This window comes from Gemmatimonadaceae bacterium (genome assembly GCA_036003045.1).
Classification (GTDB): domain Bacteria; phylum Gemmatimonadota; class Gemmatimonadetes; order Gemmatimonadales; family Gemmatimonadaceae; genus JAQBQB01.
This window is the reverse complement of sequence record DASYSS010000017.1, coordinates 175,187-197,345: the sequence shown is the minus strand read 5'-3', so window position 1 is coordinate 197,345 and position 22,159 is coordinate 175,187. Positions and strand designations below refer to the sequence as shown.

Here is a 22,159-nt window from a genome sequence, read left to right as displayed (position 1 = left end):
GATGGACTGTCGCGAGTTTCGAAGCAAACACGTGGCGTACGTCGACGACCTGCTGGCGGCCGTCGACATGGAAGGGATGCGAGCGCACCTCGGCCGCTGCCCCTCGTGCGCGCGTCAAGATACCGCCGTGCGGCGAAGCCTGATGCTCGTGCACAACCTTCCGACCATCGAGCCGTCGGCCGATTTTATGGTCCGCCTGAACGCAAGACTGACCGAGGTCGGCCCGTCGCTACGTTACGCCCCGCGCAGTTCTCTGTTCTTCTCGATGCCGGCGATGAGCACGTTCGCCGCGGTCGCGGCGGGCATCGTCGTTGTCGTCGTGATGTCGATGCGAACGGCGCATTACGTCGTTCCGACGCAGGTCGCGGCCGCTCCCGTCGCCCAAGCGGCCGATTCGTCACCTGATCTCAGTTTCACGGCCATTGCGGCGCCCGAGGCCACGCCGCTCGCGAATGCGGCGTACGTCGCCGCCGTGCCGATGGGAATCCCGTTTTGGCCCGCGATGCTGATGGCCGGCGAGGCCCCGGTTCGATTCGCGAGTATGGAGCTTCAGTCGTCCGAAGGACGCTGACACACTCGGTTGCGGCAGGCGCGGGAAGCGGTCGGCGAGGAGCCGGCCTTTTTCTTTTCGGAGCTCCGCGCGGCGGCATATATTCTCGGGCATGTCGCCGCCCCCCGCCGCTGACGCAAAGGTGCTGCGCACCGCGGCCAAAGAGCGCTCCTTCGATCCGGCCTACTATTTCTACGGCGACGACGACTACCTCAAGAACGAGGAGCTGCGTCGGCTGATCGACGCCGCGATCGAGCCGGCGACGCGAGACTTCAATCTCGAGTTCTTGCGCGGGAGTGAGGTCGACGCGACGACTCTCGGCTCCATCGCCAGCACGCCTCCGATGATGGCCGAGCGGCGCGCCGTGGTCGTGCGAGAGGTGAACGCGTTGAAGAAGGACGCGAGGGCGATCCTCGACGCCTACCTCGACCGGCCCGCCCCCGACGCGCTGGTGGTGCTCGTTGCGCCGGCCGGCGTGAAGCCGGACAAAGCGCTTCTATCGACGACGACGGGGATCGAGTTCGCGCCGCTCAGCGGCGCGCGGATTCCACGCTGGATCTCATATTACGTCGAGCACGATCTGCACGCCTCCATCACGAGCGGCGCCGTCACACTGCTCCAGGAAGCGGTCGGCACGGAGCTGGCGCAGCTGCGCGTAGAGCTCGACAAGCTGGCCGCGTTCACCGGCGGAGCGACGATCGACGAGATCGCTGTGTCCGCGGTCGTGGGTATCCGACCCGGGGAAACGCTCGGCGATTTCCTCGATGCGGTGGCGCGCCGCGACGCCGTGGCTGCAGTGGGGATGCTCGACACCGTGATGCAACAACCGAAAGCCAGCGCCGTCACCACGGTGATGGCGCTCGCCGCCCAGACTTTCGCGATCGCGTGGGCGCAGGCGGCGCGTGAACGAGGCTCGCACGCGGGGAAGCTGACCCAGGATCTGTTTTCGCTGCTCAAGGAATCCGGATCCGTGTTCACCGGACGTTCGTGGGGCGAGTTCGTCTCGACCTGCGTGCGCGAGGCCGAGCGCTGGTCGCCCGCGGCGATCGACGCCGCGTTGGACGCGCTGCTCGAGGCCGACAAGACCCTCAAGGACAGCAGAGTATCCTCGGACGAGCAAGTGCTCGCGACACTGGTCCTTCTATTGTGCAGTGCGCGCCCCGGACGGCGCGCCGCTTGATTCGCGAATCATGACGCTGAGATCGCGCTCGCTCGTTCGATGGTTCGGGGCTCTGTTGCTGCTCGCGGCGGGATCGTCGGTCCGCGCGCAGAACGTCGCCGCGCAGGGGAACGCGATCACGCCCGCGGCAGATTCGGTGTTCGCGCGCGCGCGGACTCTGGTGAAGAGCGGTAACGGCGCGGCGGGGCGGGTTCTCGTTGACTCGATGATCGCGGCGTCGCCGCCGGACTCGCCGATGTACGCCGAGGCGCTGTACTGGCGCGCGGCGTTGGCGGCCACTCCGTCGGATGCCGAGCGCGATTACCGCCGCCTCGTCGTCGACTACTGGTTTGGACCGCACGTCGGCGACGCTCTGTTGCAACTCGCGCAGGTGGAATCGGCTCGTGGCGACCGCGCCGCGGCCGCCGGGCACCTCGAGCGTTTCATGCTCGAGGCCCCGTCGCATCCCGAACGCCCCCGCGCGGGGCTGATGCTCGTGCGTCTGCTGTTCGACCAGAACGACATCCCCCGTGGATGCAGGGCGTGGCGAGATGCGACGAATGCGGCGCCGGCGAGCGCCGTCGAGCTTCGAAATCAGCTTGGCTATTACGCGGGCCGGTGCACGGCGAACGACGTCAGCGTCGGATCGCGTGTCCCGATCGCCTACCCGCCAGGGTCGCCGCCGCCGGCGACGGTCAGAGACACGACGCCGACCCGCGGCGAGCCCGCGGCGGCGCCGTCGGCGGGCCGCTACACGCTCCAAATCGCCGCCTATCAAACGAAGACAGAGGCGACGCGGCTCGTGACCCGGCTCGCGGCGCGCGGCGTGACCGCGCGCATCGTCGGTGCGACAAAGCCGTTCCGCGTTCGCGTGGGACGGTACGAAACGCGCGGCGCCGCGATGGCCGCGCAGACGCAACTCAAGGCGAAGAAGCTCAGCGCGATCGTCACGGAAATCGGTTCAGACGACAAGTGACGACGATGTCGACGTCCGCGCAGACGCCACTCATGCAGCAGTATCGCGAGATCAAAGGACGGCATCAGAACGCGATCCTGTTTTTTCGCATGGGCGAGTTCTACGAGATGTTCTACGACGACGCTGAAACGGCGTCGCGCGTCCTCGGGCTCACGCTGACCTCACGCAACAATGGCGGCGCCGCCGACGTGCCGTTGGCCGGCGTTCCCGTGAAGGCGGCCGGTGACTACGTGCGCCGTCTCGTCCAGCAAGGGTTTCGGGTCGCCATCTGCGAGCAGACGGAGGACCCGAAGCTCGCCAAGGGCGTCGTTCGCCGAGAGGTCATCGAGACGGTGACTCCAGGCGTCGCGCTCGCCGACGACCTGCTCGACGGCACGCGAAACAACTTCATCTGCGCGATTCTGGTGGCGGCTGAACGCGAAGCGTTCAACCCGGATGCGCGAGTTGGCGTGGCGGCGGCAGACGTTTCGACGGGCGAAGTGCGGCTGATCGATACGACGCTCGGCGATCTCGATCCGCTGATGGCGCGTCTCGCGCCTCGTGAGATTCTCGTGCCGCCGGATTCGCGCGCGCGTCTTCCGGCGTCGCGCAGTGAGGCGCTCGTCACCGAGCGCGAGCTGTGGGAGTTCGACGCACCGCTGGCCGCGGAAGACCTCGCGAGGCAATACACTGTGTTGTCGCTCGAAGGCTTCGGGCTCGGCGCGTCGGATGGTGCAGTCGTGGGAGCCGCCGGCGCGTTGCTGCGCTATCTACGCGAGCTGCAGCCCGCGGGTCTGCCGCAACTGGCGCGACCGATCGTCGAACGGCCGGGTGGTGCGATGCCGTTGGACGAGATGACCCGCCGCAACCTCGAGTTGGTAGAGTCGCTGCGCGGTGGCGGAGCCGAGGGGACGCTGCTCTCGGTGCTCGACCGCACCGGCACGCCGATGGGCGCGCGGCTCTTGCGACAATGGATCCTCGCGCCGCTGACGAATCGTGTCGCGATCGACGGGCGGCTCGACGGCGTCGACAGGTTCGTCGCCGATCCGATCGCGCGCGAAGCGATGCGCGACGCCATCGACGACGTGCGCGACGTGGAGCGCCTCGCCGCGAAAGCCGCGGCGCGGCGAAGCACGCCGCGCGAGCTGCGCGCCCTCGGCGATTCGCTCGCCGCGTTGCCCTCGGTGGCGTCGGCGCTACAGCGAGTTGCAGCGGCCGGACGGTTGGCCGAGATGTCGGCGGCGTGGGACGACGCGCCGGAAATCGCGCGGCGACTCTGCACGTTCCTCGTCGAGCGTCCACCGCTGGCGATCGGTGAGGATGCGGTGATCGCGGTGGGCATCGACGCTGAACTGGACGGCTTGCGCGAGCTCCGCGACGGCGGACGCGACGCGATCGCGAAGATTCAGGCAGACGAGCGCGCGCGAACCGGCATCCCGTCGCTCAAGGTCGGATTCAACAAGGTCTTCGGCTACTACATAGAAGTCACGCGGTCCAACCTGCACCTCGTGCCCGAGGACTATCAGCGCCGCCAGACGATCACGTCGGGCGAGCGCTTCGTGACGCCCGCCCTCAAGGAACACGAGGAGCGCGTCCTCACCGCGGCCGAACGCATCGAGTCGCGCGAGCGCGAATTGTTCGACGCGCTTCGCGCCGCGGCGGGCGTGGAGATCGCGCGATTGCAGCGGATCGCGCGTACGGTCGCGGAATTGGACGTGTTGGCGACGCTCGCCGACGTCGCGGCGCGCGAGGGGTACGTGAGGCCGGTCGTGTCCGACGCGTTCGAGCTCGAGATCGCGGCGGGGCGCCACCCGGTCGTCGAACGGATGATGCCGCGCGACAAGTTCATTCCGAACGACCTGCGTCTCGTCGAGGATGCACGCGTGATCATCCTCACGGGGCCCAACATGGCGGGCAAGTCGACCGTTCTCCGCCAGATTGGTCTGATCGTGCTGATGGCGCAGGCGGGAAGCTTCGTCCCGGCGTCGGCGGCGCACATCGGCGTGGTGGACCGGATCTTCACACGCGTCGGCGCGAGCGACAATCTCGTGCGCGGGCAATCGACGTTCATGGTCGAGATGAGCGAGACGAGCGCGATCCTGCACACAGCGTCGGCGCGCAGTCTCGTATTGCTGGACGAGATCGGCCGAGGCACGGCGACGTACGACGGTGTGTCGATCGCGTGGGCGGTGACCGAGCACCTCCACGACACGATTCGCTGCAAGACCGTGTTCGCCACGCACTACCATGAGTTGACTCAACTCGCCGACGAGCTCACCGCGCTGCGCAATTTCAACGTCGCGGTGCGCGAGGCGGGCGAGCAGATCCTGTTCCTCCATCGGCTCGAGCCGGGCGGCGCGGATCGGTCCTATGGCATCGAGGTCGGCAGACTCGCGGGTTTGCCCGGTGAAGTAATCAACCGCGCGCGGCGAGTGCTGACGTTGCTCGAAGGAGAGCAGCTAGTGCGCGGCCTCGGAGGGGCATCGGGCCCAACGCCAGTCGGCAAACAGCAAGCGACGCCGACGGACCAGCTCGGCCTTTTCGGCGGCGCGCCGCACCCGGTCGTGGAACAGCTCGTCCGCGTGGATGCCAACACGCTAACGCCCCTGGATGCGCTCTCGCTGCTCGCCAGGCTGGCCGACGAGGCGAGGAAGACGCACTGACGTCGTTCCGCGCGATCATCCGCGTCGCGCCGCTGACTGGCGGGTCCTAGATTGGCCCACACGCCGATGTCGATTTCTTCCTCTTCCGTCTCGCCCGCGCCGCGTCACGTACTTCCGTACGAGAACGTGCTCGGTCTGATCGGCTGGACTCCGCTGATTCGGCTGAGCCGCGTGACGCGCGGCATCCGCACGCCGGTATTCGCCAAAGCGGAGTTCATCAATCCGGGCGGCTCCCTCAAGGACCGCATCGGCCTGCCGATCATCGAGCGCGCCGAACGAGAGGGACGCCTCAAACCCGGCGGGACGATCGTCGAAGGGACGAGCGGGAACACGGGCATCGGTCTCGCGATCGCGGCGGCGTTCAAGGGCTATAAGTGCGTGTTCACGATGCCGGACAAGATGTCGCAGGAGAAAGTCCGGCTGCTCAAAGCGTTCGGGGCCGAGGTCATCGTGACGCCGACCGCGGTCCCGCCGGATCACCCGGACAACTACGTGATGATGGCGAAGCGGATCGCGCATGAGACGCCCAACGCGATCCTCGCGAATCAGTTCTACAACGACGCGAACTCGCAGGCGCACTACGACACGACCGGCCCGGAGATCTGGGAACAGACCAAAGGGAAGGTGACGCACTTCGTGTTCGCCGCCGGTACGGGCGGCACGATCACCGGCGTGGGGCGCTTTCTCAAGGCGAAGAATCCCGCGATACAGGTCATCGCCGGCGACCCCGTCGGGTCGATTCTGTGTGACATGTGGCGGTCGAAGGGCGAGAACAAGCCGGAGGGCGTGCCGTACAAAGTCGAAGGGATCGGGCAGGACAAGGTCCCCGGCACGCTCGACATGAGCGTGATCGACGACTTCATGACGGTGAACGACAAGGAGTCGTTCAGCATGGCGCGGCGCCTGACGCGCGAGGAAGGGCTGTTCGTCGGCGGATCGAGCGGCCTCGTGGTGCATGTCGCGCTGCACGTCGCGCGGCGACTTGACGATCCGAACGCCTTGGTCGTCGTGCCGCTGCCGGATACGGGAGAGCGCTATCTCTCCAAGCTCTACAACGACGAGTGGATGCGAGAGAACCAGTTGCTCGACGCCGACCGCACGACCCTCGCCGCGCTCATCGACGCGAAGGCGCGGAGCAGCGGCCACACTCCAGTGGTGGTCAGCGTGGGGCCAGGCGCGACCGTCCGTCAGGCGCTGGGACTCATGTCGCTCCATGACGTGTCGCAGCTGCCCGTGATGGAGGGAGCGAACTGCGTCGGGTCGGTGAGCGACTGGTCACTTTCGGCGAAGAGCTTGGACAACACCAAGCTGCTCGACGCGACGGTCAGCGAGGTGATGGACCCGCCATTCCCGATGGTGGACATGGCGCAACCGGTGGACAACGTCGCCAAGCTTCTATCGAAATCGAACCCCGCCGTTCTCGTGCGCTCGAATGGCAACGTTCAAGGAATCGTCACTCGCTCGGACATGCTCAACTATTTGATGGCCCGATGAGAGGTGGACGGGATCGTCTCAAGATTCTCGTTCTGATGGGAGGCACGTCGACGGAGCGAGACGTGTCGCTCGCCAGTGGAATTCGAATCGCCGAAGCGCTCCGGTCCATTGGGCACGCGGTGACCGCGGTTGATCCCGCGCGGGGGGAGATCAGCACCGAGGAGCAGCGAGCCCTCTCCGCCGGCGGGGTAGTCCGGGTCGCGCCGCCCACGCAGGAGTCGCTTCGGCAGATGGCGCGGGAGGCATTGCCGCGGTTGGCGTCGAACCTGCCGCGACGTGGCGACGCGGACGTCGTCGTCCTCGGGCTCCACGGGGGCAGCGGAGAGGACGGGACGATCCAGGCGATGCTCGAGCTGACCGGCGTCCCGTATACGGGCAGCCACACCCTGGGCAGCGCCCTGGCGATGGACAAGGATCTTTCCAAGGCCTTGTTCCGGCAGGCCGGGGTCACGACCGCCGACTGGCTGATGGCCCCGGCGACGGCATCCGAGGTAGCCTCAAAAATCGGCTACCCGGCGATTGTAAAGCCGTCCAAACAGGGGTCGACCGTCGGGTTGTCTGTGGTGAAGGAGCCCGGCGCTCTTCAGGCGGCGATCGACCAGGCGGCGGATTTCGACGACGAGGTGATGGTCGAACGCTTCATTCCCGGGCGCGAGCTCACGGTAGGCATCCTAGGCGGCGAAGCACTTCCGGTTGGAGAAATCATCCCGAGGCACGAGATTTACGATTACGAGTGCAAGTACACCGCGGGCATGGCCGAGGAGCGATTCCCGGCAGAGCTCACGGCGGAAGAGACGGCGAGAATTCAAGATCAGGCGCGAAGGGCGTTCGCCGCTCTCAAACTCCGCGGGTGTGCGCGCATCGATTTCCGCATGTCGAGCGACAGCACGTTCTATTGTCTCGAGGCGAACACGCTCCCGGGCATGACGAACACGAGTCTCATACCACAGGCGGCCGCCGCGGCCGGGATTTCTTTCCCGGAGTTGTGCGATCGCATCGTGCGCCTCGCGCTCGATGCGCACGCCGACTCGGCGCGCGCGCGGAGAGCGTCGTGAACAGACCATCTGTTCCCACCGCCGCGCTGGCGGGCGTCCCCGCCGGACTCCAGGCGCAAGGCGTTTGGATCGGTCATCGCCAGCTTTTTGTGCGGTTCGCCGCAGAAGCGGAGACCGCGACGATGTACACTGCCGACGCGTTGGCGTCGGAGATCAGACGCGCGATGTCGCGATCGTCTTTCCATTCGATTTCAATCACCGGCCGCGATCCTCTGGCGAACGTCGACTATTTGCGCGACGCCTTCGCCCGGGTGGAAACGGCGTTGCCAGTGATGCTCGATTGCGACGGGCAACGCCCCGAGCAAATTCCGGAACTGAAGAAGATCGTGCGCCTCGCGCAGATCACGCTCGATGGCTCCGGGTCGGAGTCGGCCCACGACCGCGCGTTCGCATCGCTCGCTGCGGCCGCGGCCTCGGACATGCAACATGGGTTGGTACTCAACGTCGATGGGCACACGACCGACGCCCACATGTTGCGGGTCGTGGAGCGGGCGCATGAGACGAGCGGTGCCGCTGCGGTGGTGATCCACCCGAGCGCGGCAACGCCGGTCGACAAGGACCGGCGATGGACGACCTTGTTCGAGCGCGCTGGTGCGCTGCACGGTAACGTTCGCCTCCTCCTCCGGCTTCCACCACCGACCGGCATGCGCTGAGGTCGTTCACGGTGACCGGAACCGCTCATCCTTAGTCGTGTTACTAGAATAGAGACACCTTCACGCGCCTCGAAGCGAACATGTCGTCGCCCGTCGTAACCCCGCCACCGGAATCCGAGCAGTTCAGGCTGACGCCCGCTGTGCAGGCGATCATCGCGCTCAACCTCCTCGTGATGTTGGCGCAAACGGCCGTCGGTTATCCCGACATGCGGTCGTGGCTCGGCTTCGACACGACGGGGTTCCCGGGGCATTGGTGGAGCCCGGTCACGTACATGTTCGTTCACGCGGGGCTGACTCCGCTCCTCGTGAATGCCTATGCCCTATACCTGTTCGGGCCACGAGTCGAGCGGCAATGGGGCTCGGGCGGAGCGTTCGGCAATTCGAATCCGGACGCGCCGCGAACGGTGTCGTGGGGTAGCACCTCGCGGCGCTTCGCCGGTTTCTACCTGCTGTGTGGCCTCGGCGGCGTCGCGTGCCAACTGCTCTTCTTCCGAAGCGGAACGCTGATCGGCGCATCGGCCGCGGTGTTCGGCGTCATGACGGCGTATGCGATGCAGTGGCCCGACGACGAGGTCATGTTCCTCTTCGTCTTTCCCGTACGTGCCCGATCCCTGATGGTCGGCTTGCTCGTGTTCAACGTCGTAATGGGCGTTGCGGGAGCTGACGGCGGCGCCGGCGCGGCTGCCGGGACGAACCTCGCGTATTTCGCGCACCTCGGCGGCGTGTTCGCCGCGTACGTGTACATGCGAATGGTGTCGACGTCGCCGAACATCGACCAGGTGCGTCAGCGCGTCGCCAACCTGCCGGAAGCGGACGAGCCGCCCCGCGCGATTCCGAGAAACCCGCCCCGCCGTGAGCGCGCGGACGAAGTGGACGACGTCGTGGCCAAGAGCAAGGCGACGATCGCCAAACGAATCGTCGCGGCGTCGCCGTCGCCGCGCCGAGCGGAGCCGCGGGCCGACGAGTTGGATCGCCTGCTCGACAAAATCTCCGAACACGGCATCGACAGTCTGACATCCGACGAACGCAGCGCGCTCGAGGAAATGTCCAAGCGTTTTCGCGGCCGCGAGTCCTGATCGTTCGACCGCCGCGACAATCCGAAAAAAGATCCGGTGAAAAGAAAGAGCCCCCCGGGATGTCCCGGGGGGCGATGCCGCCACGCCGTTCTCGCGGCGGCGATGACCAGCGCATAGCGCCGGCCCATTGCCAATATGCGCCTCGGTACTCGACGGCGCCAGCCAAGATTGTTTCCATCCCGGCGTCGTTTCTCAAGCCATGCATGATTTGCACCGAGGTGCGGACCTCATGCATTCTTTGCGTCATGCCACGCCCTGAACTGCTGGAGACGTTTCCCAATCCGTACCCCGATCGCGGCTACGAGATCGCGATGGAATGCGCCGAGTTCACGTCCCTTTGCCCGCTCGGCGGAATTGAGACGGACGCGGCCGAGCTCGAGGCGCTTCAAGGCGGGGCGCCGGATTTCGGAACGATCCGCATCAAATACGTCCCGGCCGCCACCTGCCTCGAGCTCAAGAGCTTCAAGCTGTACCTCTGGAGCTTCCGGAACGACGGAATCTTCTACGAGCGCGCTGTCAACCGAATCCTCGACGACCTCGCGCAAGCAGCGAAACCACAGTGGATGGAGGTGGTGGGTGACTTCAATGTTCGCGGCGGGATCAAGTCGGTCATCACGGCTCGCGTCGGCGAGCGCAAAAATGCGTAGCCCCGTCGGCGTCGCGGTCGCGATGTTCGCGGTCGGCTGCACATCGTCGGGGTCGGCACCCTCGCAGTCGGCCCCCGTGTCGTCAACCGGCGGCCGGCCCGCGGTGATCGCGCCGGCGCTCGACGCGATCCGCGAGACCGACCTACGGCGCGACATGTTCGCGATGGGTGGCGACGCGATGCGCGGGCGGGAAGCCGGCACCCTCGACGAAATGCGCGCCACGGGCTGGGTCGCCGAGCAGGCACGCGAGGCGGGGCTACAGCCGGCCGGCGACGACGGGACGTTCTTTCAGTGGTGGCAAATGCGGCGCACGCGACTGAGCGCGAGCAGCCAGATCAGTCTCGGCGGCAAACCGCTGCAACTCTGGCGCGACGCTGTCGCTCTATCGAATCAGCCAGCAACCGAAGACCTGCCAGTGGTATTCGTGGCTGACTCGGCGGCGCTCGAACGTACCGATGTGAAAGGAAAAGCCGTGGCGATGGTGGTCACGCCCATCCCGACTCAGCCGGCGGCCCAATTCACGATCCGCGGGAATTTCCAAGCGACCACCGCGACCATGCTGCGACAGCACGCAGCGCGCATCGCCCAGGCAGGCGGAGCCGCGGCGATTCTCATCTCGGACGGATCGAGCGCCCTCGACGAAGCGTTCGTTGCAACCGCCACCGTGTCGTCGCGGGGACAGTACGCGATCGACTCGGCCGGCGGGCCGGCGGGCACCTTTGCTCGGCCGCCGAACCAGAACGCGGCAGGCGCGGGTAGGGCGGGCGGCGCCGGCGCTGGCGGCGGTGGCCGCGGGCGTGGAAACGCGCCGACGATTCCGGCGCTGTGGCTTCACCACGATGCGCTCGAGTCGGCACGATCGCCGAACGCCAAGCTCGTGGCGAACATCGTCAGCGAGACGTTCTACTATCCGTCGGGGAACGTGATCGGCATCGTGAAGGGCACCGATCCCCGCCTGGCCCACGAATACGTGCTGTACAGCGGGCATCAGGATCACGACGGGACGCGCTACGTCGTGAACGGCGACTCGATCTGGAACGGCGCCGACGACAACGCGAGCGTCAGCGTCGCGATGCTGGCGATCGCGCGCGCGTTCGTCGCGCATCCGGCGCCGCGTCCGATTCTCTTCGTTTGGCACGGCGCGGAAGAGCGCGGATTGCTGGGGTCACGCTGGTACGTGAATCACCCGACGGTGCCGCACTCGGAGATCGTCGCGGTCCTGAACGGGGACATGATCGGTCGCAACGATCCGGATAGCGCTGCGCTGCTCGGCGCACAGCCGCCGCATCGGAACTCGATGGCGTTGGTGGACGACGCGCTGCGTGCGAACGCGGAGCTGACGCACTTCAAGCTCGATACGGTGTGGGATCGCCCGTCGCATCCGGAAGGTTGGTACTTCCGCAGCGATCATCTGCCGTACGCGCGCGCGGGAATTCCGGCAATCGAGTTCAGTACGCTACTGCATCCCGACTATCACACGCCGCGCGACGAGCCGTCGCGCATCGACATCCCGAAGTTGGCGCGGATGAGCCGCTGGATGTACGCGACGGGCTGGATCGTCGCGAACGCGGCGCAAAGGCCGGACGTGATCGCCGGGTTCAAGTTGGAGAGGTAGGTGGGGGGCCAGGGGACCGGTAGACCGGTAGACCGGTCTACCGGGAAACTTCGTAGACTGAAAAAACGGGGGCGCCGTGAGGCGCCCCCGTCGTGCATTGGAAGTGCGAGTTTCTAGAACTGGTACTTGAGTTGGAGCTGCAGCGCGTAGTTGGACTGCGGGTTCTGCGTGTTGAACTGGTTCACGACGTTGTAGTTGAAAACCGGCTGCGCGCCGCTGATGATCTTGATCGGCTGACCCGGGGCGGCGACGTACGACCGGCGGGTGAGAAGGGCCGGGCTGTTCGAGCTGCCGAAGTCGCGCGAGCCCCAGTCCTTGTTGAGCAGGTTGAGAAAGTTGAAGACGTCGAGCTGGAGGATGAAGTTCTTGCCCTGAACCGTCGGCAGCGTCTGGCGAGCCGACAGGTTCACGACCTTGTCCCAGGGAGTGCGGCAGCTGTTGCGCTTCATGATCGTGCCGCGCTGCGAGTTCAGACAGGAATGGCTCGTGATGAAATTCTCGAGGTCGTCCGCCTGCTGGGCCGGCGTGCGGGCAGTCGCGCCGCTGCCGCTGGTGGTGAAACGAATCTGCGTCGTGTCGTGGGCATTGGTCGGTACGTAGAGCAGGTCGTTCGACGCCGAGTTATCGCCGTTCATGTCGCTGCCGTAGACGTACTCGAACGGAACGCCCGATTCGCCGATCCAGGTCATCGAAATGCCGGTTTTCGTCGGGAGCGTGTACTGGCCGCTGACGACGAAGCGGTGCGGAGCATCCCACTTCGATGGCGCCAACTCCTGAGCGTCTTCGCGGCCCGAGAGCGAACGGCCGAACTGCCAGTTCGAGAAAGCGACCGATGAGGTCAGGTCCCAAACGTCGTAGGAGTGGCTGTACGTGTAGGCGATCTGGCCCTCGAAGTTGTTCGAGAAGCGCTTGATGATCTGCTCCGTGATGCTGTACGCGTAGTCGTGCGTCGACTGATTGGTGATGTTGATGACGTCACCAGTGACGCCGGCAGGACGAACGGGAACCGGGTTGGACGACGCGGTCGCGATGTCACCGTAGATCGCGCGGCCGTTCAGGTCGTGGCCGATCGGATCCTTCACCAATCCGGTGTTCTGATAGTAGAAGTTCTGCACCTGTCGGGTGTACATCCCTTCGATCGTGCCGATCATGTTCCACGGCAGTCGGCGATCGAAGCCAATCGAGCTGCGCCACGTCGATGGGAACCTGAGGTCCGGGTTCGTCGTGTTGACCGTGATCGCCGGCGTACCCGTGCTGCCTTTGCAGTTCGTCGGCGTCGGCGACCCGGCGGCCGGCATCGCCGGGGCGAGGCTGGCGTTGTTGCAGGACAGGTTGGCGAATCCGTTGACGCCCGAGTTTCCGTACAGGTTGCTGAGCCACACGTAGGCCGGGTTGCCGACGAAGACGCCCGTGCCACCGCGCAGCTGGTTCACCTGATCGCCCGTCACGTCCCAGTTGAAACCGATACGCGGCGACCACTGAGGGATGTTCATCGGCACGTTCGACGTGTTCACCGCGAGCGAGCTCGAAAGGATGTTCGGATTCGTTCCAGGCTTCGACACGAGGCCGAGCAGATCGAGACGGAGTCCGCCGACGATGTTCAGGCGGTTCGTCGCCTGCCACTCGTCTTCACCGTAAAAGGCCAGCGAACGCGCCGTGAAATGCGCCGCGCCGTCGCTGTTGTCGAGCTTGATGCCGAGCGTCGCGGAGCTCGGCGTGTCGTTGATGAGGGAATCGAGCGTGCCGAACGTGTAATTGCCGAGGGAATTCTGTGAGAACAGGTTGCGAACTTTGTAGAACTTGTTCTGCGTGCCGACCGTGAACCGGTGAGCGCCCCACGGGTAGCTGTAGTTGTCGGTGAACTCGGCGATCTTCTGGTCGAGCTCATTGCCCTGGGACGAGTTCTCTGTACCAGCCGCGAGCGAACCGTTGCCGGTGCCCAAGCTCGAGGTGCGCGAGATGACGACGAACGGCGCCTGAATCGGAGTCGCGCGAACGTCGTTGATGTCCGTGTAGCCGACGGTCAGCTCGTTCGTCCCGCCATTGCCGAACGTCGAGAAGAGCTGCGCCGTGCCGCTGTTCGTCCCGTCGGTGATCTGGTAGCCGTTGTTCGTGAGCGCGAGGCGCGTGGCGCTGCGCGTGCTGACGACGTCCTGCTTGGCGCTGACATAGTTGTAGCGCGCCACCAGGCGGCTATTTCCCGGCAAGTTGATGAGGTCGAAGCGGGCGAAGAGGTTCAGCAGCGGATTCTTCGTATCCCAGAGGCCGCCGTTGCCGGGATTCGCGAAGCCGTATTTCGACGTCAAGATGTTGACCAAGCTGTCGACGGCCAGCTGCGTGGCCGGTGGCTTGGTCGTGATGTTCGTGGGCTGGCCGAGGTACGGGCCGATGTTGGGCGCCTCTTGCTGCTGAAATTCCGGCGCGACCGAGAAGAGCAACTTGTCCTTGATGATCGGACCGCCGAACCAGAAGCCTTCCTGCGACTGCTTGAACGGCGAGGAGCGGAGATAGGAGACGTTGCGCTCCATCTTCTCGTTGCGCGTGCTGTAGGTGCCCGTGCTGTGGAATTCGTTCGAGCCGCTCTTCGTCACGGCGTTCACGAGGAAGCCGGTGAAGTTGCCCTGGCGAACGTCGAACGGCGACAACAGGATCTGATATTCCTTGATCGCTTCGAGCGAGACCTGCTTCGCGCTGGCCAGACCGCCGGGTTGCAGGGTCGAGCTCAGACCAAAGAGGTCATTCGCGACCGCGCCGTCGATCTGAATCGCGTTGAAGCGATTGTTCTGGCCGCCGCCGGAGAGGCCCGGGCCTTTCGTCGACACTTGTGGCGAGAGCACGACGAAGTCCGTGAAGTTGCGGTTCAACGTCGGCAGTCGCGAGATCGCCGAATCCGTGACGTTCGTCTCGACGCCGGTATGGGACTGCGCCATGATGGCGCCGGTCGTCGACGCGACGATCTCGACGTTGGCGAGCCGGGTGACCGCCGTGTTGAGCGACAGGTCGACGCGGACCGTCTCGCCGAGGGAGACTTGGAGATTGTTGGTGTCGCGCTGAGCGAAGCCGATTCGGCGGATGGTGATCGTGTACGGTCCGCCCGTTTCGAGCGCGGAGATGTAGTATCGTCCGGCGGAGTTCGTGAGCGCGCCGGCGCGCGCACCGGTCAATCGATTGACGACCTGGACCTGCGCGCCCGCCATTGGTTTTCCGGTTTCGTCGGTGACGATCCCAGTGAAGCCGCCCGTCGACACTTGCGCCTGGAGGCCGTTCGCCGCTCCGAGAAGCGCCGCGATACTCAGGGCACTTCGCAGCGTCCAACGTGAAATCTTCATAACGGTAGGAGTGTCCTCGTGGAGATGAATGTCGCTGGCCGACATCGCCCGTGATTCACCCGGCTCGAAAGGTTGGAGCGAGCGGGCCGTGCTGACTTATGCGGCGTGCGTCTGAATTGGTCGCGCCGGCTGGTAACGATCCTGTCACCGAACGCGTGAGCCTTGAGACGACCACACAAAAGCGGGGCGGATGAGCCGAGCCAATGTACGTGCGGGGCTGGGGGTTGGCGAGATGGAGATTCTCGGATCAGCGAGCGACCGCAGGACAACTATCGTCGCCGGGGAGAACGTCACACCGGGATCGACAAACGTGGTTTGTGGGCGTATTGGAGTACTATCAAGACCCGTGGCCATGGGCGCCGCGCGGGCGCGCTACCCAGGCGTGTCGCGCGTTGTACACTGTATCCAACCCAATCGACGCCCTCGTCTCGTTTGCGATCAGCGCGTTGACGAATGGGAAATAACTCGAATAAATTGAATGGCTTGAGGCTAGGTAGCTCAGTTGGTAGAGCAGCGGACTGAAAATCCGCGTGTCGGCGGTTCGATTCCGTCCCTAGCCACTCAGCTTGTTGCGCGCGCACAATTCGACGAAAACGGCCGCCTCGTTGGGCGGCCGTTTTCGTCTCCGTCAGTCGCACTTGCCGAACGTCATGGCGTAATCGTGCCCGGGAAGGACGCGAACATGAAGCTTCCTCCGTCGGTGAACGGCGGCTGCCCGATGCCAGCCGCTCCGGCCCACCCAGTCGCGCTCACGGTCCAATTGACGAGCGTGCCGGCCTTGAGACCCCAGTTCACGTCGAAGCCCTGCACGCCCGACAGATCCGGAACGTCGAGGTTGAGCGTCGAGGCGCTCGAATAGCCGGCCGTTTGCTGGATCGTCGCTTTGCGCGGCGCGGCGCCAGCTTGCGTCGCGGTGAACATGAAGAGCTTGTTGTACTGCGACTGGACGCTGATCGCCGCGCGCAGACGCGCATATCCCGTCGCCGACAGCGTCGACACGGTCGGCGCGGTGAGAGCGGGGCCGAGCGCGAACGTCTCGTCCACGGCGGTGTGGAATGCGAACAACGCCTCTCGCTGCGGGGTCGTTCCGGTGAGACTCGGCAACGCCAGGATCGCGAGCACGTGCAGATCGCCCGTCACTTGGTTCGCGGCTGGCACGCCGGCGTAGGTGCGGCTCGCGCCGCCGCTGGTGGGGTCGAGGAAATAGGTCGCGAACGTGTTGTTCGTCGTGAAGTAGAGGCCAACCAGCGTCGAAATGTCGGTGCCGAGGTTGGTGATCGTGAGGTTCTTCGTCACCGGCGCGAACGCCTCGGCCGCGCCGAAGTCGATCGTGGCGAGCGCGCTCCCCGCGGCCGGGTTCAGGTTCCGGCGTATGATCATCTTCGCGAGGTTGAACGAGACCGAGGTGCCGTTGATTGTCAGCGTAGATCTGCCGGTGACGAGATCGAGGTTGCCATTCGGCACGTTCGAGAACGTCATCGTCGATCCGGCCACCACTCCCGCCGAAGGTCCGAGGCTCCCGAGCACGACGTCGCCCGTGGCGGTTCCCGCCACCGCGGCGGTGACCGTCTTTCCTGCGCCGACGGCGCCGTTACAGACTTCGTTGGCCCGGCCCTGCAGATCCGCCTTCGATCCGTAGAAGACCTCGAGGTCGAAGCCACCGGTTGCGTAAGGCAGCACGTATGCAACACCGCCGACGGACTGCGTGACGTTGAACGTGTACGAGTCGTTCGTCCCGACGACGTGCGTCCACGCGCCGCTCGTGCCGTCCTGGAAGGCGACCCAGATCGGAATCCCGAGAGAGCCGCAGAACTGCCACGTGACATTGCCGGACGATGTTTGTGCCGTGATGGTGACCTGCACCGTGACGGTCTGATCGGTGAGGCCGGTCGACGTACCCTTGATGGTGAGCGTTTGCGCACCGACGGTAGCGGTCGCGGAGGCGGTGAGCGTCAGCGTGTCCGTCGTTCCTGTGGTGCTGGCCGTCGCGAGCGTCGCGCCGAGTCCATTCGCCGCGCCGGTGACCGCGAGCGCCACCGGCCCGGCGAAGCCGCCGGTGCGGTTGACCGTGATGACAACAGTCGCGGATCCGCCCTGCGCGATCGACGGAGCCGCGGGGCTTGCCGTCAGGGTGTAGTTCCCGGAGACGGTGGCCGCGGTCACCGTCAGCGCAACCGTTGCCGAAGCCGCCGTGACCCCCGTTCCGGACGCGTTGATCGTTACCGAGGAATTCCCTGGCGCGGCGTTCGCGGCGACGGTGAAGGTAAGCGTCGCCGACGTCGCGCCCGAAGCGATCGTCGCCGACGATACGGTGACGCCGGTAGGCAGGCCCGTCACCCCAATCGCGACATCGCCGGAGAAGCCGCCCGTGCGCGCGAGGGTGACGGTGACCGTGCCCGTCGTGCCCTGCACGACGGACAGCGACGATGCCGATAGCGTGATCGAGATGGCCGGAGTGAGCGTCGTCGTGCCGCCGTTGTCGTCTCCACCGCATCCTTCAAACAGGATCGCACCGAGAACTGCGGCGGCAAGCACGGACCGCAACCGAGCACGCGACATGGAACGCTCCCTCGAACGCTTGGGTTGGTGACAACAACAAGTCAGCAGCGCTCTGCAATAGGGAGGCCGCGCGGCTCAGAGCGGCATGGTGCTCGACTGAAAATCGGCGCATCGGCGGTTCGATTCCGTCCGTCGCCGTTCCCTTGGACCTACAAAAAACGGCCGCCTCTTTTGGGCGGCCGTTCTTGCATCCGATGCGTGGCGCGGCGTCCGACTACTGGTACTGGATGTACAGCGGCTTGGGGTTGAGTGAGAGCACGTCCGCCGGCGTCATGAGCGTGCTCCCCTTCTTCTTCGTGTCGTTGTGGTAGAAGAGCTTGAACCCCGTGTACTCGACCGGATACGAGTACACGTATGCTCGGTACGATTCGCGCTTGAGTGCGGGCGGACCCCACCCATCCATGTTGATCACGATCTGCACGCGCGGGTCGAGCGTGATGCGCTTGTAGCCCGTGAGCATGTCGCGCGTGAATCGGTGGACGATGAGAATCTTCGGCGGGAGATGCAGCTGCGTCACGAGATCGCGCAGCAGCCCGGACGCGTAGTTGATGTCCTCGGCGTTGAACGTCCCGATACGCGTACCGGGGACGTTGTGGTACTTCATCGAGAACTCGGGGTCGATGGCGAGGTGGACGTCAGGGCGCGATAGGAACGGCATCAGCCGCGGCAGCTCTTCCTGCAGCGTCCCCTGTCCGACCTGGACGTCCAGGAACATGATCGCGTTCTTCGATTTTGCCCAGCTATAGACCCTCTCGATCAGCGCGCTGTCCATGCGCATGCGATACTTGCCGGCGACGCCCGGCGTGCTCTGCGCGACGACGGCGATGAGATGAAGCGCCGGCTGTACCGGGTGGGTCGGGTCGGCGGCGTTCCACGCGGCGACCTCCTTGTCGAGCTTCGCGAGCATCGCGACCGAATCGAGCTCCCCAAGCACGCCCATCCGCTTCGAGAGCGGATTGCCGTAAAACGCGACGATCCGTTTGGCCGGCAGAATCGAGCCGGGGAGCGGATCCGGAGCGTCGACCGGCCACTTGGGAGGGTCGGCCGCCGGCTTTGGCGCGGCCTTCGGCGGCGTTTTGACCGCCGACTTGGCCGGCGTCTTCGATGGCGCGCTCTTGGTCGCCGTGGGTCGCGATCGGCCGCGCGAAGAGTCCGAGGCGGGACGCTGCGCCGAAGCTGTCGAGACGCAAAGACGCCAGGCGAGCGACGCCAAAACCACTCTGGCCGCCAGTGTCGGCCAGGCGCGGTGGTCGAATCGACTGGGTTTCATATACACAAGACGAGGCGAGGAGCGCGCCTACTACGAGCGCGCCTGGAGGTGAGTGGGTATTGGAATGTAGGTGAAAGACGAGTAAGCTCAGCCGGTCGTTTGCCAGCGCCCTCCCCGGCAGTTCGCCGCAGCTCGCCCCTCGCAGCTCGCCGTGAACCCTCGCCTTCTCGCGACCGATGCCCTGGCTTCAGAACTACGACCCCCTGAACGGACCGCTGTCGACCATCGCGGCCGCTCTCCCGCTCGTCGTTTTGCTGGGACTCCTCGCGTCGAGGAAGGTGCCCGCCCACGTCGCCGCGCTCTCGGGGCTGGCGGCAGCGCTGATGGTCGCGGTCGCCATCATCGGTATGCCTCCGGCGCTCGCGGCCCGCGCCGCGTTGCTTGGAGCCGCGTACGGCATGCTGCCCATCGGGTGGATCGTGCTCAACGTCATCTTCCTCTACCGTATCACCGAAGAGCGCGGAGTGTTCATCGCGCTTCAGCGCGCGATCGCCGGGATCACGACGGACCGCCGGCTCCAGCTGCTCCTGATCGCGTTCGCGTTCGGCGCGTTTTTCGAGGGCGCCGCCGGATTCGGCACCCCGGTCGCCGTGACCGGCGCGATGCTGATCGGACTGGGCTTTCCGCCGCTCGAGGCGTCGGCGCTCTCGCTCATCGCGAACACGGCACCTGTGGCCTTCGGCGCGCTTGGCACGCCCATCATCGCGCTTCAGGGCGTCACCGGCCTCGACTTGCGATCGCTGAGCGCCATGGTTGGTCGCCAACTCCCGTTTTTTTCCGTCATCGTGCCGTTCTGGCTAATCGCGGCCTACGCCGGATTCCGCGGCGTCCGCGAGCTATGGCCGGCGTTACTCGTCGCCGGCGTCTCGTTCGCCATCCCGCAGTTTCTCGTGTCGAACTACCACGGGCCTTGGCTCGTGGACATCGTGGCCTCAGCGTGCTCGATGCTCGCGCTCGCGGTTTTCCTGCGTTACTGGCGGGGCGGCCGATTCGAGCGCGAAGATGCGCCGGCGGCGTCTCCGGCCACCGTAGGCGAGCGAGCGGCGCCGCCGCTGCGCGTGGCTCTCGTCCCGTGGATCGTGCTCGTCGTCGTCGTGTTCGCGTGGGGTACGCCGCAGGTCAAGAATTTTCTCAACCACATCTCCTCTCCGAACATTCCGATCGCCGGTCTGGACAGGATGGTCTCGCGCGTGCCGCCGGTCGTTCCCAAGCCCACCCCAGAAGCCGCCGTCTTTTCGCTCAACTGGCTGTCGGCGACGGGAACCGCCATCCTCGTCGCGGCGCTGATTGCGGGGTTCGCGCTCAAGTATTCGATCGTCGATCTGCTGCGCCGCTACGTCACGACCTTCCGGGTTGTCTGGCGATCGCTGCTGACGATCGCCGCCATGCTCGCCCTCGGCTACACGACGCGATACTCGGGTGAAGACGCGATCCTCGGTCTCGCCTTCGCGCACACCGGCGCCGCATACCCGTTCTTCGCCGCGATGCTCGGCTGGCTCGGCGTCGCGCTCACCGGAAGCGACACGTCATCGAACGTGCTGTTCGGGAGCCTACAGAAGATCACGGCGACCAAGCTGTCGCTCGATCCGGTGCTGATGGCGGCAGCCAACAGCTCGGGAGGCGTGATGGGGAAGATGATCGACGCCCAGAGCATCGTCGTGGCGAGCACGGCTACGGGCTGGAACGGCCACGAGTGGCGGATTCTCCGCTTCGTCTTCTTCCATAGCTTGGCGCTGGCGTCGCTGGTCGGGGTCCTCGTTCTGCTGCAGCAGTATGTGTTTACGGGGATGCTGGTTCGGTAGGCCGGTAGGCCGGTAGACCGGGACAACAAACCGACGGAAGACGCCGCAAACGCGCGACGGAACTTTTCGTCGCACGCTTCCGTAGGATTTTGCACGACGTCGTGTGCGACCGGCGCGTCGTGAGGGAAACGCTTTCGGGCGCTCGGGTGTCAAAGCTTTCGAGTGTCTGAGAGAAAAGAGCGCGACGGTGCGCTCAACGGTCCCAGTTCGGTTTTTCAGCAATGAGCTCCCTGTCGTTACTCGTCGATCCCTACGCAGATACGCTCGAGATGCCCACGTCGGCATCGCTCGCGGTCTCGCGTACGTGGGAGCGCGATCAGATCGCCGAGCATCTCGGCACACAGTTTCAGGTCGTTCGCGAGCTCGGTCGCGGAGGCATGGGCGTCGTGTTTCTCGCCCGCGACATCGCTCTGCATCGCCTCGTCGCGATCAAGGCGTTGCGCTACGAGTTCGCGTCGTCGGAGGAACATCGCGAGCGGTTTCGGCGTGAGGCGCGGCTGACGGCGCGACTCAGCCATCCGGGAATCGTTCCGGTGTACGGCTTCGGCGAAGCCGGCGACCTGGTGTACATCGTCATGAAGTACGTGCACGGTGAATCGCTCGCTGAGCGCGTGCGACGCGAGCGACGCATCCAGCCGGACGAGGTTCGTCGACTGCTGCGCGATCTCGCGCTCGCACTCGACTCGGCGCATCGCGACGGGGTGATCCACCGCGACCTCAAGCCGGAAAACATTCTGATCGAGCGCGGTACGGGGCGCGCGATGCTCACCGACTTCGGTGTCGCGTTGGTGCGCTCGCTCGATCCGGTCCGCAGCGAGGTCTCGCGCGTGTTCGGCACGCCGCACTACATGTCGCCTGAGCAGGCCGTGGGCGAACTGGTGCTCGACGGGCGGAGCGATCTCTACTCGTTGGGAGTACTCGGCTACTACATGCTGAGCGGAAAGTTGCCGTTCGACGCCCCGACGTTCGAGGCGCTGGCGGCGAAACACATCGGCGAACTGCACGTGCCGTTGCGGTCTCTCGTGCCGAACGCGCCCGCGCCGCTGACCGACGCGATCGACCGTGGTCTAGCGAAGGAGCGCGATCTACGCTGGAAGGATGGGCGAACGATGGCCGCCGCGTTGTCGACGGCAACCAAATCGCGTCGATGGTTTCATGTCGCGGGCGCGCATGCCGCGGCGCTGTTTCGAAGTCGTCTTGCCGCCGAGCTGGCGCTGCTCGGAACGGCGCTGAGAACCGCGATACGGTGGACGCTGACCTGACGCGCCCCGCCTGCTGAGTTTACCGACGGCCCGCCTCGAGGCGGGCCGTTGCGTTTTGGGTCCTCGCTGA

15 protein-coding genes and 1 tRNA gene are annotated in these 22,159 nt (G+C 65.6%); 13 read left to right on the top strand and 3 right to left on the bottom strand.

The genetic code is table 11. The features are described from left to right. Position 1: 1 nt before the first annotated feature. From VGQ44_02940 to VGQ44_02895, 10 genes are all read left to right on the top strand, one after another. Positions 2–571, top strand: a complete 570-nt coding sequence (locus VGQ44_02940) for a zf-HC2 domain-containing protein (GenBank protein HEV8445742.1) — start codon at positions 2–4, stop codon at positions 569–571. Between the two features lie 91 nt (positions 572–662). Further along, positions 663–1,730, top strand: coding sequence for a DNA polymerase III subunit delta (holA, locus tag VGQ44_02935; protein HEV8445741.1), 1,068 nt, complete (start codon positions 663–665; stop codon positions 1,728–1,730). 10 nt (positions 1,731–1,740) lie between these two features. Next, entirely contained in the window at positions 1,741–2,685 is a 945-nt protein-coding gene (locus VGQ44_02930) for an SPOR domain-containing protein (GenBank protein HEV8445740.1), read from the top strand. Positions 2,686–2,690: 5 nt separating this feature from the next. Further along, positions 2,691–5,327 (top strand): DNA mismatch repair protein MutS, encoded by a 2,637-nt coding sequence (mutS, locus tag VGQ44_02925; protein HEV8445739.1) that lies wholly within the window; start codon positions 2,691–2,693, stop codon positions 5,325–5,327. A gap of 66 nt (positions 5,328–5,393) precedes the next feature. Then, the gene (locus VGQ44_02920; GenBank protein ID HEV8445738.1) at positions 5,394–6,821 is read left to right on the top strand and encodes a pyridoxal-phosphate dependent enzyme; all 1,428 of its coding nucleotides are present in this window, start codon (positions 5,394–5,396) and stop codon (positions 6,819–6,821) included. Further along, positions 6,818–7,876 (top strand): D-alanine--D-alanine ligase, encoded by a 1,059-nt coding sequence (locus VGQ44_02915; GenBank protein ID HEV8445737.1) that lies wholly within the window; start codon positions 6,818–6,820, stop codon positions 7,874–7,876. Before VGQ44_02920 ends, VGQ44_02915 begins: the two co-directional genes overlap by 4 nt. Further along, complete coding sequence (locus tag VGQ44_02910; protein HEV8445736.1) at positions 7,873–8,529, top strand: hypothetical protein; 657 nt, start codon at positions 7,873–7,875, stop codon at positions 8,527–8,529. The genes VGQ44_02915 and VGQ44_02910 overlap by 4 nt, the downstream gene beginning before the upstream one ends. Positions 8,530–8,609: 80 nt before the next feature. Beyond that, a complete protein-coding gene (locus tag VGQ44_02905; protein ID HEV8445735.1) occupies positions 8,610–9,605 on the top strand; it encodes a rhomboid family intramembrane serine protease in 996 nt (331 codons plus the stop codon). Positions 9,606–9,850: 245 nt separating this feature from the next. After that, positions 9,851–10,252, top strand: a complete 402-nt coding sequence (queF, locus tag VGQ44_02900; GenBank protein ID HEV8445734.1) for a preQ(1) synthase — start codon at positions 9,851–9,853, stop codon at positions 10,250–10,252. Further along, a complete protein-coding gene (locus VGQ44_02895) occupies positions 10,245–11,867 on the top strand; it encodes a M28 family peptidase (protein HEV8445733.1) in 1,623 nt (540 codons plus the stop codon). Before queF ends, VGQ44_02895 begins: the two co-directional genes overlap by 8 nt. Positions 11,868–11,980: 113 nt before the next feature. Here the strand turns inward: VGQ44_02895 and VGQ44_02890 are convergent, their stop codons facing one another. Continuing rightward, on the bottom strand, positions 11,981–15,196 hold the full coding sequence (locus tag VGQ44_02890; GenBank protein ID HEV8445732.1) for a carboxypeptidase regulatory-like domain-containing protein: 3,216 nt from the start codon (positions 15,194–15,196) through the stop codon (positions 11,981–11,983). Positions 15,197–15,683: 487 nt separating this feature from the next. Between VGQ44_02890 and VGQ44_02885 the strand changes: the two genes are divergently transcribed. After that, positions 15,684–15,756, top strand: a tRNA-Phe gene (locus VGQ44_02885). A gap of 88 nt (positions 15,757–15,844) precedes the next feature. On the opposite strand, the gene VGQ44_02880 is transcribed toward VGQ44_02885, so the two are convergent. Both VGQ44_02880 and VGQ44_02875 read right to left on the bottom strand, forming a co-directional pair. Further along, entirely contained in the window at positions 15,845–17,755 is a 1,911-nt protein-coding gene (locus tag VGQ44_02880) for a hypothetical protein (protein ID HEV8445731.1), read from the bottom strand. A gap of 214 nt (positions 17,756–17,969) precedes the next feature. Beyond that, positions 17,970–19,025 (bottom strand): hypothetical protein, encoded by a 1,056-nt coding sequence (locus VGQ44_02875; GenBank protein HEV8445730.1) that lies wholly within the window; start codon positions 19,023–19,025, stop codon positions 17,970–17,972. A gap of 176 nt (positions 19,026–19,201) precedes the next feature. Here VGQ44_02875 and VGQ44_02870 point away from each other — a divergent pair, with 176 nt between their 5' ends. Together VGQ44_02870 and VGQ44_02865 are read left to right on the top strand one after the other, a co-directional pair. Next, a complete protein-coding gene (locus VGQ44_02870) occupies positions 19,202–20,827 on the top strand; it encodes an L-lactate permease (GenBank protein HEV8445729.1) in 1,626 nt (541 codons plus the stop codon). Between the two features lie 221 nt (positions 20,828–21,048). After that, a complete protein-coding gene (locus VGQ44_02865) occupies positions 21,049–22,089 on the top strand; it encodes a serine/threonine-protein kinase (GenBank protein HEV8445728.1) in 1,041 nt (346 codons plus the stop codon). The last annotated feature ends 70 nt before the right edge of the window (positions 22,090–22,159 follow it).

What these genes read in the sequence shown, in the direction of transcription:
- VGQ44_02940 (HEV8445742.1), top strand. Translation starts at nt 2, where the DNA reads ATGGACTGTCGCGAGTTTCGAAGCAAACACGTGGCGTACGTCGACGAC.
- holA (HEV8445741.1), top strand. Translation starts at nt 663, where the DNA reads ATGTCGCCGCCCCCCGCCGCTGACGCAAAGGTGCTGCGCACCGCGGCC.
- VGQ44_02930 (HEV8445740.1), top strand. Translation starts at nt 1,741, where the DNA reads ATGACGCTGAGATCGCGCTCGCTCGTTCGATGGTTCGGGGCTCTGTTG.
- mutS (HEV8445739.1), top strand. Translation starts at nt 2,691, where the DNA reads ATGTCGACGTCCGCGCAGACGCCACTCATGCAGCAGTATCGCGAGATC.
- VGQ44_02920 (HEV8445738.1), top strand. Translation starts at nt 5,394, where the DNA reads ATGTCGATTTCTTCCTCTTCCGTCTCGCCCGCGCCGCGTCACGTACTT.
- VGQ44_02915 (HEV8445737.1), top strand. Translation starts at nt 6,818, where the DNA reads ATGAGAGGTGGACGGGATCGTCTCAAGATTCTCGTTCTGATGGGAGGC.
- VGQ44_02905 (HEV8445735.1), top strand. Translation starts at nt 8,610, where the DNA reads ATGTCGTCGCCCGTCGTAACCCCGCCACCGGAATCCGAGCAGTTCAGG.
- queF (HEV8445734.1), top strand. Translation starts at nt 9,851, where the DNA reads ATGCCACGCCCTGAACTGCTGGAGACGTTTCCCAATCCGTACCCCGAT.
- VGQ44_02895 (HEV8445733.1), top strand. Translation starts at nt 10,245, where the DNA reads ATGCGTAGCCCCGTCGGCGTCGCGGTCGCGATGTTCGCGGTCGGCTGC.
- VGQ44_02890 (HEV8445732.1), bottom strand. Translation starts at nt 15,196, where the DNA reads ATGAAGATTTCACGTTGGACGCTGCGAAGTGCCCTGAGTATCGCGGCG.
- VGQ44_02880 (HEV8445731.1), bottom strand. Translation starts at nt 17,755, where the DNA reads ATGTCGCGTGCTCGGTTGCGGTCCGTGCTTGCCGCCGCAGTTCTCGGT.
- VGQ44_02875 (HEV8445730.1), bottom strand. Translation starts at nt 19,025, where the DNA reads ATGAAACCCAGTCGATTCGACCACCGCGCCTGGCCGACACTGGCGGCC.
- VGQ44_02870 (HEV8445729.1), top strand. Translation starts at nt 19,202, where the DNA reads ATGCCCTGGCTTCAGAACTACGACCCCCTGAACGGACCGCTGTCGACC.
- VGQ44_02865 (HEV8445728.1), top strand. Translation starts at nt 21,049, where the DNA reads ATGAGCTCCCTGTCGTTACTCGTCGATCCCTACGCAGATACGCTCGAG.